The following is a 12,798-nucleotide window of genomic DNA, read 5'->3' as shown; positions in this document are numbered from 1 at the left end:
GCTCAGGCGACCGGCGCCTCACGCGCCGCGCGCACGCCCTTCAGTCGATCGAGTCCGCGAACGGGAGCTTCTCGTCCAGCCGCGTCAGCCGCACCAGCCGGCTGACCTCCGCGCCACCGCGCACGATCGTCAGCTCGTACCCGTCTCTCTGCGCCCGGTCGGCCTCGGAGACGAGCAGCCGCAGGCCCGAGGAGTCCATGAAGCTGAGCTGTCTCAGATCGATCACCAGCCGCTCGTCGCCCTCCTCGAAATGCGAGCGCAGAGCGGCGAGCAGCAGCGGTGCGGTGGCGAGGTCGAGCTCGCCGGCCGGCGAGGCGACGAGCATGCGCTCGCGCCGTTCGACGGCGACGTCGAAGGCGGGGTTGGCGTCCAGGCTGGTCATTGATCGGACCTGTACCCGCTGGTCGCGCTGACAATGCCTGATGCCCGCGGGGTTGCCCCCACGCCGGTTGCGGGTAGCGACCGGATCAACGATGCACGCTGACGCCTCCCTCTACGACTCCCGCATCGCCGCCGCGGTCCGTGGCGGCAAGCGCTCCACCAGCACCCGCGCCCAGAGCGACGGTCACTTGCAGAGCGCCGATGCACCGCGCTTCGCCGGCGGCGCCCCCGACCGGCTCGCGGTCACCTTCCCGGCCGACGCCGACGCGCCGCAGCGCGCCCGCGCCGCCGCCTCGCGCGCGCTCGCGCACTGGACGCCGGAACGCCGCGACGTCGCCCTGCTGGTGATCTCCGAGCTGGTCACCAACGCCGTCCGGCACGGCGCCCGCGACGACGCCGACGAGGTCGGCCTGCTCGTCCGCCGCCGTGGCGCCGCCACGCGGATCGAGGTCATAGATCCGCGCGCCGGTCGCGGGATGGTCGACGACGGCGGCAGCGCCGCCGGCACCGAGATCCAGCGATCCGGCTGGGGTCTGCCGATCGTCGCGGAGCTGACCGACCGCTGGGGCGTGGAGGGCGGTCCGGGCCGCACCTGCGTCTGGTGCGAGCTCGACGACGCCTGAGAGCGCTTCCGGGCGACCGCGGACGCCCCTAGACTTGCGTACCGTGGGCGGGACGACACGCGATCAGCTGCGAGCGACCGACGGCGGTTTTGGAGCGCGCTACCAGCGCGCCTTCCTGCGCTACCTGCAGACCGGCGACGAGGCCGACGTGACGCCGGCGTACGAGCTGAGCCGCGAGGCGGTCGGCGGCCACCTGTCGCTGCTGGAGCTGGCTGAGGCGCATCGCGAGGCGTTCGCAGCCGGCGTGCTGCCCGAGCGCGACGCCGAGCGCCAGCAGCAGCTCGCCGAGCGCGCCGCCGCGTTCCTGCGCGAGAGCCTCGCGACCTTCGAGATCGCCCACCGCGGCTACCTCGAGGTGCAGGAGGTCGCGCGGCTGGAGCACGAGCACGCGCGCCAGCTGCAGTCGGTCGCGGAGGTCTCGGTCGCGCTCAACGCCGCGCTGCCGGTCGCCGACGTGATCGACCTCGTCACCGCCGAGGCGCGCCACGTGCTCGGCGGCCGCTCAGCCCGCGCGCATCTCGAGCTGCCCGGCTCGCAGCCGCGCCGCACGCTCACCGCCACCTCCGGCGAGCCGCCCGCCGAGCACGCGCGCGAGGCGCCGGGCGCGCTGCGCGCCAGCCTCACCGGTCGCCGCGGCCTCGTCGTCGGCGAGATCGAGGTCTTCGGCGTCGAGGACGCCGACCCGGGCGCGGAGGCGATCCTGGTCCAGCTCGCGCAGGTCGCCTCGGCGGCGATCGGCAACGCGCAGATCTACGGGCTCGAGCGCGAGATCGCCGAGACGCTGCAGCGCAGCCTGCTGCCGCAGAGACTGCCGAAGGTCGACGGCCTCGACATCGACGCGCGCTACTGCGCGGCCGGCGACGGGATGGTCGTCGGCGGCGACTTCTACGACGTCTTCCGCACCAACGGCACCGCCTGGGGCGTCGCGATCGGCGACGTCTGCGGCAAGGGCCCGCACGCCGCCGCGCTGACCGCGCTCGTGCGCTACACGCTGCGCGCCGCGGCGCTGTGGGAGCACCGCCCCGAGCGCGTGATGGCGATGCTGAACGAGGCGATCCTCGACCAGCGCGACGACCACCGCTTCTGCACCGCCTTCTACGGCCAGCTGCAGCTCACGCCGGCCGGCGGCGCGCGCGTCGACTTCGTCAGCGCCGGCCATCCGCTGCCGATCGTGCGGCGCGCCGGCGGCGCGGTCGAGACGGTCGGCTCGTACTCGACCGTGCTCGGCGTCGTGCCCGACCCGCAGCTGCACGCCGACACCGTCGAGCTGGCGCCGGGCGACCTGCTCGTGCTCTACACCGACGGCGTCACCGAGGTCCGCCGCCGCGGCCGCGAGGTCTTCGGCGTCGACCAGCTGCTGGCGCTGCTGGGCGAGATCGGCGACGTCTCGGCGGCGAAGGCGGCCGAGCGCGTCGAAGACGCCGTGCTGAACGCATCCGGCGGGCCGCCGCGCGACGATCTCGCCGTGATCGCGGTCCGAATTCCACCCGCCTGACCAGGAGCCGTGAAAGACTTGCGCCGGAAGAACCGACCGGGGGTGTGCTGATGGCTGAAGAGCGCAGGAGAGCCGCGCGCAGAACGAGACGGCCGACCGCGGCCGCCGCCGCGCGCGACGGCGAGTCGACCAGCTCGCTGCTGCGCGAGCTGGTCGCCCATCTCCGCCGCAACCGCACCCAGCTGCGCGAGGAGTGGGCGCGCCGCATCACCGACGCGAAGCTGCTGACGGCGATGACCTCGGAGGAGATCTTCGCCGAGGCGACCTCGGTCTACGACAACTACATCGAGGTGCTCGAGACCGGCTCGGTCGAAGCGCTGCAGGACTACGCCCGCAACCTCTCCGAGCGGATCATCCCGCGCGGCGTCGAGACCGACGAGGTGCTCGGGATCGTGCTGCTCCTGCGCGACGTGCTCGCGCGCTCGCTGTTCGAGAAGTACCAGACCGACTTCGACCTGCTCAACCGCGTGCTCGACGCCTACGAGCCGGCCGCCAACCGCATCGCCAACACCGTCGGCGTCTCGTTCGTGCAGGAGCGCGAGCGGATCATCCGCCAGCAGCAGGAGGCGATCCGCGAGCTGTCGACGCCGGTCCTGCAGGTGCGCGAGCGGCTGCTGATCCTGCCGATCATCGGCGTGCTCGACTCGCAGCGCGCACGGCAGGTGACCGAGCAGCTGCTGCGCGGCATCCGCACCAACCGCGCGAAGGTCGTCGTGATCGACATCACCGGCGTGCCGACGATCGACCAGACGGTCGCGAACAACCTCGTGCAGACGGTCGAGGCCTCGCGCCTGATGGGCGCCAGCGTGATCATCACCGGCCTCTCCTCCGAGATCGCCCAGACGCTCGTGACGATCGGCGTCGACCTCTCGAAGGTCAATGCGGTCGGCGACCTCCAGGGCGGCATCGAGGAGGCCGAGCGGCTGCTCGGCTACGAGGTGACGGTCCGCGCCGACGGATCCCCGGAGCTGGTGCGCTGAGCGCGGGAGCGCCGCTCGCCTGACCGATGCCGGTTCCGATCCTCAAACAGGGCAGCGTGCTGATCGCCTCGATCCAGAGGGCGCTGACGGACACCGACGTCGTGCTGCTGCAGGAGACGCTGATCGAGCAGGTCGGCCGCTACCGCTCGCGCGGGATCGTCGTCGACGTCGCCGCGATCGACGTGATGGACTCGTTCGTCGCGCGCTCGCTGAGAGCGATCGCGCAGATGACGCGCCTGCGCGGGGCCGAGATGGTGCTGGTCGGGATCCAGCCGGAGGTCGCCTTCGCGATGGTGCAATTGGGGACGTCATTGGAGGACGTCCTCACGGCCCTCGACCTCGAGGAGGGCCTCGCCCTGCTCGAGTCGCTCGGCGGGGAGGCCGAGCGCCGTGGCGGCCTCGCAGGCTGAGGTCAGGGTCGCGATCGCGACCGACGACGACGTCGTCGCCGCGCGTCAGGCGGGGCGGCAGCTGGCGGAGTCGCTCGGGCTCGCGACGACCGACCTGACGCTCGTCGCGACCGCGATCTCCGAGGTCGCCCGCAACATCACCGCGTACGCCGGCACGGGCGAGATCGTCGTGCGGCCGGTCGACGGCCGCGGCCGCCGCGGCGTGCAGGTGATCGCCAGCGACGAGGGACCGGGGATCGAGGACATCGACCGCGCGCTGCAGGACGGCTTCACGACCGGCGGCGGGCTCGGGCTCGGGCTGCCGGGCGCGCGGCGGCTGATGGACGAGTTCGCGATCAACTCCAGACCGGGCGCCGGCACGACGGTCACGATGACGAAGTGGGGCCCGCAATGAGCATCGGCGGCGCGCTCCACGCCGACCTCGCCTACGGCGTCGCGCACGCCTGCGCCGACGGCGAGCAGGTCAGCGGCGACGCCTGGGTCGCGCTCGCCGCCGAGGACCAGGTGCTGCTGGCGGCGATCGACGGCCTCGGCCACGGCGTCGCCGCCGGCGAGGCGGCCGCGCGGGCGGCGGAGACGATCCGCGCGCACGCCGCGGAGCCGCTGCCGGCGCTCATGACCGCCTGCCACGCGGCGCTCGCCGACACGCGCGGCGCGGCGCTGACGGTCGCCCGCATCGAGCTGACGGCGCGCACGCTGACGTGGCTCGGGATCGGCAACGTCAACGGGCTGCTGGCGCCAGCCGTCGCGAGCGCGAGCGCCCCCGAGGCGCTGCTGCTGGCCGGCGTCGTCGGCGACCACCTCCCCCAGCTCGTGCCGGTGACGGTCCCGTTCGCCGACGGCGACACGCTGCTGCTGGCGACCGACGGGATCTCACGCGCGAACGCCGTCGAGCTGCGCGTGCCGGGCGCGCTCGGGCCGCTCGCCGACGGGCTGCTGCATCGCCACCGCCACGGCTCGCGCGACGACGCGCTCGTGCTGGTGGCGCGGATCGGGCCCGGGATCGGCACGGCGGAGGCCGATCGCGGCTCTATAGTGAGTTAGATGCAGCTCGAACTCTGGATCGACGTCGTCTGCCCGTGGTGCTACCTCGGAAAGCGCAGACTGGAAGCAGCGCTGGAGCAGTTCGATGCCCGCGACGAGCTGACGCTCGTGACGCGCGCCTTCGAGCTCGATCCCGACGCGCCGCCGGTGCGCGAGGGCACGCTGGCGGAGATGCTGGCGGGCAAGTACGGCATCAGCGTCGACGAGGCCGAGACGCGCCAGGGCCAGCTGGTCGAGCTCGGCAGAGATCACGGGATCGACTTCCGCTTCGACCTCGCCCGCAGCGGCAACACCTTCGACGCCCACCGGCTGATCCACCTCGCGCGCGAGCAGGGCGTCGCCGGCGAGGTCGTCGAGCGGCTGATGCTCGGCTACTTCACTCAGGGGCTCGCGATCGGCGACCCGGCCGAGCTGGCCGGCGCCGTCGCCGAGGCCGGCCTCCCCCAGCCCGAGGCGCAGGAGCTGCTCGACGGCGACGACTTCGCCGAGGAGGTCCGCGCCGAGGAGCAGGCCGCCGGCCGCCTCGGCATCCGCGGCGTCCCCTTCCTCGTGCTCGACGGCCGCTATGGCCTTTCCGGCGCCCAGCCGGTCGACGCCTACCTGCAGGCGCTCGAACACGCCTGGGGCGAGCGCCAAGCCGCCTAGACACACCAGTTCGATGTGACAGTGACTGGACGTGACCGCACGTCCGCTGGAAGAATCACCCTTTCACGAACGACGACGTTCACGGGGAGAGAGAGCGAATGCTCCGAGCAGTCCAGCGCACGGCGGTCGCGGCCGCGCTGACGATCGCGGCAATCGGCGCGCAGCCGGTGTCGGCGGCGAGAATGCCGGTCGAGAGATCGTGCGGCGCGCTCAGAGGGACGGCGGTCACCGAGATCCTCGCGACCGTGGTGCCGTGCAGAGAGGCGCGCAGAATCGCCAGAACGCACGCCACCTCGGTGAAGCGCGGCGGCAGCTGCAAGACGCGGAGAATCGGCTGCAACATCGGCAAGTTCCGCTGCCTCTACGCCTTCAAGCCCGACGACCCGCACCGCGTGCTGTGCGCCTGGCGCGGCGATCAGAAGGTAATCCTGGTCTACAGAGGCGCGTGACGCGGACCCCGCCCGCCCCGGCGCCGCATGGTGCCGGGGTGCGCGGGGTACAGGCCTGGAGAGATGGCCCATGACGCCCCTGCCCCTCCCGCCCCCGCCGCCACCGCTGACGACACGCTCGACGCGTTGCAGCTGTTCCTGCGCCGCGCCAGCCGCTACCCGCTGCTGACGGCCGCGCAGGAGCTGGAGCTGGCGCGCCGGATCGAGCGCGGCGACCTCGCCGCGAAGGAGCGGCTCGTCAGCCACAACCTGCGGCTGGTCGTGTCGATCGCGCGCCGCTTCCAGGGCGTCAGCGAGCTGGCGCTGCTCGATCTCATCCAGGAGGGCGTCGTCGGGCTGATCCGCGCCGTCGAGAAGTTCGACTGGCGCAAGGGCTTCCGCTTCTCGACCTACGCGACGCTGTGGATCCGCCAGGCGATCCAGCGCGGGATGGCGAGCCACGGGCGCGCGATCCGGCTGCCGGTCAACGTCGCCCAGCGCGAGCGCAAGGTGGCGGCCGCCGCGCGACGGCTGGAGGCCGAGCTGGGCCGCCAGGCGTCGATCGCCGAGATCGCCGCCGCCAGCGGGCTGCCGCACGCGCAGGTGACGGAGCTGCGCGAGCTGTCGCGGACGCTGACGAGCCTCGACCAGGTCGTCGGCGCCGACAGCGACACGACGCTCGGCGAGCTGCTGCCCAGCGACGCGCCGCAGGTCGACGAGCAGGTCGGCGCGCTGCTGCAGCGCGAGTCGGTGCGGCGGACGGTCGACGGCCTGCCGTCGCCCGAGCGCGACGTGATCAAGCTCCGCTTCGGGCTCGAGAGCGACGGCGCGCCGCTCGCGCACGCGCAGATCGGACGGCGGCTGGAGCTGGCTCCGGCACAGGTCCGCGCGATCGAGCGGGAGGCGCTCGCGCAGCTCGCCACCAGCAGCGAGCTGGCAGCCCTCGCCGACGCAGCCTGACCGACCCTATTTCCACCTCAGATCGGGCTGAATTACACCCTCGGCAAAAAGTTCTTCTGCCGACTCCACTTAACTGTTGCTATTTGACCCGGACGGGGCTGTAGACCCGCGGGGCAGGGACTGAAATGTTTCTGACCCATGAGCGCTGGCATCCAATCGAGCGAGCACGAGCGTCTTGGACGGGCGGTGCGCGAACTTCGTGCCCGGCGGGGTCTCTCGCAGGAGATGCTCGGCTACAGAAGCGGCTTGCACCGCAACTACATCGGCGCGATCGAGCGCGGTGAGATCAATCCTACCTTCCGTGTCTTGATCAAGCTGTCGGACGGGCTCGGCTTCGAGCTGTCCGAGATCATGGCGCTGTGGGAGGAGCGATCGAGTGACCCGCCCCCGAGACGCCGACGGCGGAGACGAAGAGCCGATTGAGCACCCCGCCCGCGGATGTCGCGGGCGGGCGCTTGATTGCGGGTTTCTCCGTCGCCCCCAGCAGGTACCCCCGTGGGAAGCAGGTGTGACCACGAGGAGGACAAGACGTGCAGGTCAACGACCTCGACCACGACCGGCTCCGCCGGTTGGCTGCGCTGCACCCGACGAACGGACACAAGGTGCTCAGCGTCTATATGGACCTCGATCCGGCTTCGTTCGGGACGCAGCCGGCGCGCGCGGCGCAGATCTCGTCGCTGGTCGACGCGGCGGAGCGCCACGCGCGCCACGCCACGCTCGACCACGACGCCAAGATCGCACTGCACGACGACGTCGCCCGTGTCCGTGACTTCCTCCGCGGCGACGAGTTCTCGGCGAAGGGCGCGCACGCGCTGGCGCTGTTCGCCTCCGGTCCGGCCGAGCTGTTCGAGGTGCTGCGCCTGCCCGACGCCGTCCCCGGCCAGGTCGTCGTCAACGACACGCCCTGGCTCGACCCGCTGATCGGCCACAGCCGGCCGCGCCGTGCGATCGCGCTGATCAGCCGCCGCACGCTGCGGCTGCTGGCCGACGGGCCCGACGGCACGCTGACGGAGGTCGAGGCGTTCGCCGACCTCGTCCCCAGCCAGCACGACAAGGGCGGCTACTCGCAGGCCAACTACCAGCGCAGCATCGAGGAGGAGGTCCGCAAGCACCTCGACCACGCCGCCGCCGCGCTGCTGGACCACTTCCGCCGCGAGCCGTTCGACCGCCTCGCCGTCGGCATCTCCGCCGAGCTGTGGCCGGAGTACGAGCGGATCGCCCACGCCTACCTGCGCGAGCGCACGCTCGGCCGCTTCGACGTCGACGTCGAGCGCGCCACGCCCGACCAGGCGCTCGAGCTGGCGCGGCCGCTGTTCGCCGCCTCCGACGAGCGCCACCTCGCCGGCCTGCTGGAGCGGCTCGACTCCGGCCTCGCCCACGGCACGCGCGCCGCCGCCGGCCTCGGCCCGGTGCTCGACGCGCTCAACGAGCGGCGCGTCGCGGCGCTGCTGTACGAGACCGGCTTCGCCTCCCCCGGCTTCGCCTGCCCCAGCTCCGGCTGGCTCGGCGTCGGCCCGACCAACTGTCCCAGCGGCGAGGAGAACGCCGAGCCGCGCGACAATGTGCTGGAGGACGCGATCGCCGCCGCGATCGTCCAGCGCGCCGACGTGCACGCGCTCAGAGACCGGCCCGAGCTGGGCCCGCACGGCGGCATCGCCGCGCTGCTGCGCTTCTGACCGGCGCCCGGCGGCCGCGGCCGGCGCGGCCGCCTCAGCGCTCGGAGGCCTCGGCGACCGTGCGGAGCCGTTCGACCGTCCGCCGCAGCAGGCGTGAGATCTGCATCTGCGAGACGCCCAGCACCTCGGCGATCTCGCTCTGCGTGCGGTCCTCCTCGAAGCGCAGCCGCAGGATCTCGCGCTCGCGCGCGGGCAGCGCGTCGAGCGCGCCGGCGATCGCCTGGCGGTACTCGACCAGCTCCAGGCGGCCGTCCTCATGGCCGATCGCGTCGACGAGCGCGTCGCGTTCGCCGTCGCTCGTCTGGCGCGGCGCGTCGAGCGAGACGGTGTCGGTCGCCTGCGCGGCCTCCATCGCCTCCAGCACCTGCTCCAGCGACAGGCCCAGCTCCTCGGCGATCTGCGCCGGCGTCGGCGGGCGGCTCTGCTCGTGCTGCAGCCGCGCCGCCGTCTTGTCGACCGACAAGACCGTCTCCTGCAGGCCGCGCGGCAGGTGCAGCGCCCAGCCGTTGTCGCGGAAGTAGCGCCGCAGCTCGCCGAGGATGACCGGGACCGCGTAGCTCGCGAACGCGGTCGTGCGACGGACCTCGAAGCGGTCGACGGCCTTCACCAGCCCCAGCGAGGCGACCTGCACGAGGTCGTCGAGCGGCTCACGGCCGTGGTAGTAGCGCAGCGCCAGCTGGCGTGCGAGCGGCAGAAAGCGGACGATCAGCTCGTCACGCGCACGCGCGTCTCCTCGCACGTGGTAGCGCTCCAGCAACCGCCGGGTCCCGTGGACCCGGTCGCTGCCACCACGCTGACCGCCGCCGTCACCCCGCCGCCGCGACGCCGCCGGATGGCGGATCGGGCTTCTGGTCGGCATGTCCGGAGGCCTACCCGTGGGCCCGCCCGAGCAGCCGCCGACGTGCGTTGGGGGCGCCCGGCATGTCAGGTTGCCCACCTCTGACCGCGGGTAGGGTCAGCGCGTGAACACGATTGGCAGCGCTCCCCGATGACCTCCGCCCGCAGCTTCGACGCGATCGTGATCGGTGCCGGGCCGGCCGGAGAGGTCGCCGCCGGCAAGCTCGCCGGCCGCGGCCTCGCGACCGCGCTCGTCGAGCGCGAGCTGGTCGGCGGGGAATGCGCCTACTACGCCTGCATGCCGTCGAAGGCGCTGCTGCGTCCGGGCGAGCTGGCCGACGAGACGCGCCGCGTGCAGGGCGTCGAGGACGCGGGCGTCGAGACGATCCCCGCGCTGCGCCGCCGCGACGAGGTGATCCACGAGCTGGACGACTCGGTCCAGCTGCCGTGGGTCGAGAAGAAGGGGATCGCGCTGTTTCGCGGCAGCGCCCGCCTCGACGGCGAGCGGCGCGTGCGCGTCGCGACCAGCGACGGCGGCGAGCAGCTGCTGGAGGCGACCAGAGCGGTCGTGCTGGCGGTCGGCAGCCGCGCCGCGATCCCGCCGGTCCCGGGCCTGCGCGAGCTGGAGCCGTGGACCAACCGCGAGATCACGACCGCGCGCCAGGTGCCGCCGCGGCTGCTGATCCTCGGCGGCGGCGTCGTCGGCGTCGAGATGGCGCAGGCATGGGCCGGCTACGGCACGCAGGTGACGCTGGTCGAGGCCGGCGAGCGGCTGATCGCGCAGGAGGAGCAGCTGGCCTCCGAGCAGGTCGCCGACGCGCTGCGCAGACGCGGCGTCGACGTACGGCTCGGCGCCAGAGCGGCCGCCGCCCGCCGCGAGCCCGCCGACGCGGTCTCGGTGCTGACGCTGGAGAGCGGCGAGGAGCTGCGCGCCGAGGTGCTGGTCGTCGCGACCGGGCGCGAGCCGCGCACCGACGCGCTGGGGCTGGAGAGCGTCGGGCTGGAGCCGGGCAAGACGATCGATGTCGACGACACGCTGCGGGTCCCCGGCAAGCCGTGGCTGTTCGCGATCGGCGACTGCAACGGCCGCGAGCTGCTGACCCACCAGGGCAAGCTGCAGGCGCGCGTCGTCGCCGCGCAGGTCGCCGGCGACGAGCGCCCGTCGGCGCTGCACTCGATCGGCCCGCCCCCGCGCGTGATCTTCACCGACCCGCAGGTCGCGGCCGTCGGCCACACCGCCGAGACGGCGGCGAGAGCGGGGCTCGACGTCGAGCTGGTCGATGCGCGCATCGACAAGACGGCCGCCGCCAGCTTCCACGGCAAGGGCCAGGAGCAGCACGCGCGCTTCGTCGTCGACCGCGCGCGTCGCGTGCTGCTCGGCGCGACCTTCGTCGGCGCCGAGGTCTCCGAGTTCGTCCACGCCGCCTCGATCGCCGTCGTCGGCGAGGTGCCGGTCGAGCGGATCGCGCAGGTCGCGGCGCCGTTCCCGACCCGCAGCGAGGTCTGGATCGAGCTGGCTGACTGGGCGGAGAGCCGCTAAGGTGGGCACGGTCAGATGACGTTGCTGGAACTCACCACCGAGGCCGAAGGGTCGACGATCCGCCTCTCCCTCGCGGGCGAGCTGGACATCGCCAGCGCCGGCCAGGTCGAGCGCGAGCTGACGCGGATCGAGCGCGAGGCTCCGGGGACGCTGGAGCTGGACCTGCGCAAGCTCGCCTTCATGGACTCGACCGGCCTGCGGATCGTCGTCGCGGCGGATGCCCGCGCGCGCGAGCAGTCGCGCCGCCTGGTCGTCGTCCGCGGGCCTGAGGCGGTCCAGCGGATCTTCCGCATGACGCGGCTGGACGAGCGGCTCGACATGGTCGACGAGCCGACCGTCGCGCAGGCCTGACGCGCACTCGGCGCAGGCGCCCGCAGCGAAGTTAGGGTACCCTAACGGCATGATCCTCTCTCGTCCGCGTGCGCTCGGCGCTGTCGTCGCGCTCGCCGCGCTGCCCGCCGTGGCGCTGCCTGCCGCTGCGCAGGCCGCCAGCGGCGCGACCACGATCCAGCTGAAGGGCTCCGCCGCGACGGCGCTCACCGGCCAGGTCAAGCTCTCCGCCAAGAAGCCGGCGAAGGCGAGCGCCCGCTCGCTCTACCTGCCGGTCTCCGGCGGCTCGGTCGCCAGCGGCGCGACGCTCCGCAACGGCGGCAGCGTGACGCTCAAGGCCGGCAAGCGGTCGGTCACGCTGACGAGCTGGCAGACGCGCGTGGCGACGACGGGCTCGCAGGTCTCCGCCAAGCTCGGCAGCCGCCGCGTCACCTTCTTCACGATCACCGCGCCGAAGAAGCGGATCGCCGTCAACAAGGCGACGAAGGCCGCCTCGCTGGCCGGCGGCAGCGCCCGCCTGACGGCCGCCGGCGCGAAGGCGCTGCGCACCCGCCTGGCGCTCAGACGGCTCGCGGCCGGCAGCTTCGGCACCGCCAAGGTGACGGCGAAGCTCGGCGGTGGCACGACCGGCGGCAACAACAACGGCGGCGGCACGACCACGCCGGGCGGCGGCGGCACGACGACGCCGACCCCGGGCGGCACGCCGACGACGCCGACGACCCCGAGACAGTGCGAGGGCTTCAGCACCGGCAACGTGCCGGCGGCGAGCGCGCCGCTCGCGCGCGCAGCCGACGCGCTCAACGTCGCCAGCGCGCCGATGCACTGGTACGCCCGCGACAGCTGGGTCCGCTACATCAGCACGGCGAGAATCCTCGTCAGCGACGGCGCGGTCGCCGGACCGGTCGAGACCTATCCGGAGCCGACCGAGAGCTACAGAGACCCGAGCAGAAGCGTGAGACTGTCCTACGGCGTCGACTTCGCCTTCGACGCCTCGCGCAGCTGGTACGCCCCGAGCAGCAACACCGGCGTCCTGTACTACACCGGCACGGTCCGCTACCTGTGGGACGCGCACGGCATCGACCTGACGTTCAAGAACCCCGAGGTCGAGCTCAACGGCGCCAACTCGCGGCTCGTCTTCGAGGTCTCGGGCGCGGCCTGCTCGAACTTCGCGGCCAAGCGCGTCAGCGTGCTGAAGCTGACGAGCGTCACGCCGACGGCGGCCGCCCCGCTCTACAGCTTCGCCCCGCTGGCGGCGAGAATCACCACCGACGGCGCCTCGCTCTTCAGCAACATGTACTACGAGAACGATCCCTGGGGCTCGGTCCGTGACCTCGCGATCACGACCACCGGCTGAACCGCCGAATACCCCGTGAAACGCCTGGAGGCCTCGTCGCAAGACGGGGCCTCTTCTGTTAGGCGATCCTAATTAGGTTACCCTTACAGGCCGGC

Annotated in this window: 16 protein-coding genes; 14 read left to right on the top strand and 2 right to left on the bottom strand. The window is 72.9% G+C overall.

The genetic code is table 11. The features are described 5' to 3' along the window. Positions 1-40: 40 nt before the first annotated feature. Positions 41-382, bottom strand: coding sequence for an STAS domain-containing protein (locus Q7L73_RS09685; protein ID WP_304689373.1), 342 nt, complete (start codon positions 380-382; stop codon positions 41-43). A gap of 91 nt (positions 383-473) precedes the next feature. On the opposite strand from Q7L73_RS09685, the gene Q7L73_RS09680 reads away from it, so the two are divergent. From Q7L73_RS09680 to Q7L73_RS09630, 11 genes are all read left to right on the top strand, one after another. Continuing rightward, the gene (locus Q7L73_RS09680) at positions 474-1,004 is read left to right on the top strand and encodes an ATP-binding protein (protein ID WP_304689375.1); all 531 of its coding nucleotides are present in this window, start codon (positions 474-476) and stop codon (positions 1,002-1,004) included. Between the two features lie 43 nt (positions 1,005-1,047). Further along, positions 1,048-2,499 carry a PP2C family protein-serine/threonine phosphatase gene (locus tag Q7L73_RS09675; RefSeq protein ID WP_304689377.1) on the top strand — a complete coding sequence of 484 codons (1,452 nt, stop codon included), beginning with the start codon at positions 1,048-1,050 and terminating at the stop codon, positions 2,497-2,499. 50 nt (positions 2,500-2,549) lie between these two features. Further along, a complete protein-coding gene (locus tag Q7L73_RS09670) occupies positions 2,550-3,479 on the top strand; it encodes an STAS domain-containing protein (RefSeq protein ID WP_304689380.1) in 930 nt (309 codons plus the stop codon). Between the two features lie 26 nt (positions 3,480-3,505). Beyond that, positions 3,506-3,889 carry an STAS domain-containing protein gene (locus Q7L73_RS09665; protein WP_304689381.1) on the top strand — a complete coding sequence of 128 codons (384 nt, stop codon included), beginning with the start codon at positions 3,506-3,508 and terminating at the stop codon, positions 3,887-3,889. After that, positions 3,870-4,283 (top strand): anti-sigma regulatory factor, encoded by a 414-nt coding sequence (locus Q7L73_RS09660; RefSeq protein ID WP_304689383.1) that lies wholly within the window; start codon positions 3,870-3,872, stop codon positions 4,281-4,283. Before Q7L73_RS09665 ends, Q7L73_RS09660 begins: the two co-directional genes overlap by 20 nt. Beyond that, positions 4,280-4,933 carry a SpoIIE family protein phosphatase gene (locus Q7L73_RS09655; protein ID WP_304689385.1) on the top strand — a complete coding sequence of 218 codons (654 nt, stop codon included), beginning with the start codon at positions 4,280-4,282 and terminating at the stop codon, positions 4,931-4,933. The genes Q7L73_RS09660 and Q7L73_RS09655 overlap by 4 nt, the downstream gene beginning before the upstream one ends. Beyond that, positions 4,934-5,578, top strand: coding sequence for a DsbA family oxidoreductase (locus Q7L73_RS09650; protein WP_304689387.1), 645 nt, complete (start codon positions 4,934-4,936; stop codon positions 5,576-5,578). 98 nt (positions 5,579-5,676) lie between these two features. Beyond that, the gene (locus tag Q7L73_RS09645) at positions 5,677-6,027 is read left to right on the top strand and encodes a hypothetical protein (RefSeq protein WP_304689389.1); all 351 of its coding nucleotides are present in this window, start codon (positions 5,677-5,679) and stop codon (positions 6,025-6,027) included. Between the two features lie 63 nt (positions 6,028-6,090). Next, a complete protein-coding gene (locus Q7L73_RS09640; RefSeq protein WP_304689391.1) occupies positions 6,091-6,966 on the top strand; it encodes an RNA polymerase sigma factor RpoD/SigA in 876 nt (291 codons plus the stop codon). Positions 6,967-7,104: 138 nt separating this feature from the next. Further along, positions 7,105-7,389: a helix-turn-helix domain-containing protein gene (locus Q7L73_RS09635; protein ID WP_304689392.1), complete on the top strand. Its 285-nt coding sequence runs from the start codon at positions 7,105-7,107 to the stop codon at positions 7,387-7,389. Between the two features lie 107 nt (positions 7,390-7,496). Beyond that, entirely contained in the window at positions 7,497-8,642 is a 1,146-nt protein-coding gene (locus tag Q7L73_RS09630; RefSeq protein WP_304689395.1) for a Vms1/Ankzf1 family peptidyl-tRNA hydrolase, read from the top strand. Between the two features lie 34 nt (positions 8,643-8,676). Here the strand turns inward: Q7L73_RS09630 and Q7L73_RS09625 are convergent, their stop codons facing one another. After that, on the bottom strand, positions 8,677-9,501 hold the full coding sequence (locus Q7L73_RS09625; RefSeq protein ID WP_304689397.1) for a SigB/SigF/SigG family RNA polymerase sigma factor: 825 nt from the start codon (positions 9,499-9,501) through the stop codon (positions 8,677-8,679). A gap of 129 nt (positions 9,502-9,630) precedes the next feature. Here Q7L73_RS09625 and Q7L73_RS09620 point away from each other — a divergent pair, with 129 nt between their 5' ends. Genes Q7L73_RS09620 through Q7L73_RS09610 form a run of 3 tightly spaced genes read left to right on the top strand, consistent with a single transcriptional unit; the run spans position 9,631 to position 12,703 of the window. Then, positions 9,631-11,019: an NAD(P)/FAD-dependent oxidoreductase gene (locus Q7L73_RS09620; RefSeq protein ID WP_304689399.1), complete on the top strand. Its 1,389-nt coding sequence runs from the start codon at positions 9,631-9,633 to the stop codon at positions 11,017-11,019. A gap of 15 nt (positions 11,020-11,034) precedes the next feature. Further along, positions 11,035-11,370, top strand: a complete 336-nt coding sequence (locus tag Q7L73_RS09615) for an STAS domain-containing protein (RefSeq protein WP_304689401.1) — start codon at positions 11,035-11,037, stop codon at positions 11,368-11,370. A gap of 49 nt (positions 11,371-11,419) precedes the next feature. Beyond that, positions 11,420-12,703, top strand: coding sequence for an HtaA domain-containing protein (locus Q7L73_RS09610; RefSeq protein ID WP_304689403.1), 1,284 nt, complete (start codon positions 11,420-11,422; stop codon positions 12,701-12,703). Positions 12,704-12,798 lie beyond the last annotated feature (95 nt).

The sequence above is a fragment of the Conexibacter sp. CPCC 205762 genome, from assembly GCF_030646155.1.
Lineage (GTDB): Bacteria > Actinomycetota > Thermoleophilia > Solirubrobacterales > Solirubrobacteraceae > Conexibacter.
This window is presented reverse-complemented; position numbering and strand designations above follow the sequence as displayed.

Coding starts and splice junctions, on each gene's coding strand:
- Q7L73_RS09685 (WP_304689373.1), bottom strand. CDS start 382: ATGACCAGCCTGGACGCCAACCCCGCCTTCGACGTCGCCGTCGAACGG.
- Q7L73_RS09680 (WP_304689375.1), top strand. CDS start 474: ATGCACGCTGACGCCTCCCTCTACGACTCCCGCATCGCCGCCGCGGTC.
- Q7L73_RS09670 (WP_304689380.1), top strand. CDS start 2,550: ATGGCTGAAGAGCGCAGGAGAGCCGCGCGCAGAACGAGACGGCCGACC.
- Q7L73_RS09665 (WP_304689381.1), top strand. CDS start 3,506: ATGCCGGTTCCGATCCTCAAACAGGGCAGCGTGCTGATCGCCTCGATC.
- Q7L73_RS09655 (WP_304689385.1), top strand. CDS start 4,280: ATGAGCATCGGCGGCGCGCTCCACGCCGACCTCGCCTACGGCGTCGCG.
- Q7L73_RS09650 (WP_304689387.1), top strand. CDS start 4,934: ATGCAGCTCGAACTCTGGATCGACGTCGTCTGCCCGTGGTGCTACCTC.
- Q7L73_RS09645 (WP_304689389.1), top strand. CDS start 5,677: ATGCTCCGAGCAGTCCAGCGCACGGCGGTCGCGGCCGCGCTGACGATC.
- Q7L73_RS09640 (WP_304689391.1), top strand. CDS start 6,091: ATGGCCCATGACGCCCCTGCCCCTCCCGCCCCCGCCGCCACCGCTGAC.
- Q7L73_RS09635 (WP_304689392.1), top strand. CDS start 7,105: ATGAGCGCTGGCATCCAATCGAGCGAGCACGAGCGTCTTGGACGGGCG.
- Q7L73_RS09625 (WP_304689397.1), bottom strand. CDS start 9,501: ATGCCGACCAGAAGCCCGATCCGCCATCCGGCGGCGTCGCGGCGGCGG.
- Q7L73_RS09620 (WP_304689399.1), top strand. CDS start 9,631: ATGACCTCCGCCCGCAGCTTCGACGCGATCGTGATCGGTGCCGGGCCG.
- Q7L73_RS09615 (WP_304689401.1), top strand. CDS start 11,035: ATGACGTTGCTGGAACTCACCACCGAGGCCGAAGGGTCGACGATCCGC.
- Q7L73_RS09610 (WP_304689403.1), top strand. CDS start 11,420: ATGATCCTCTCTCGTCCGCGTGCGCTCGGCGCTGTCGTCGCGCTCGCC.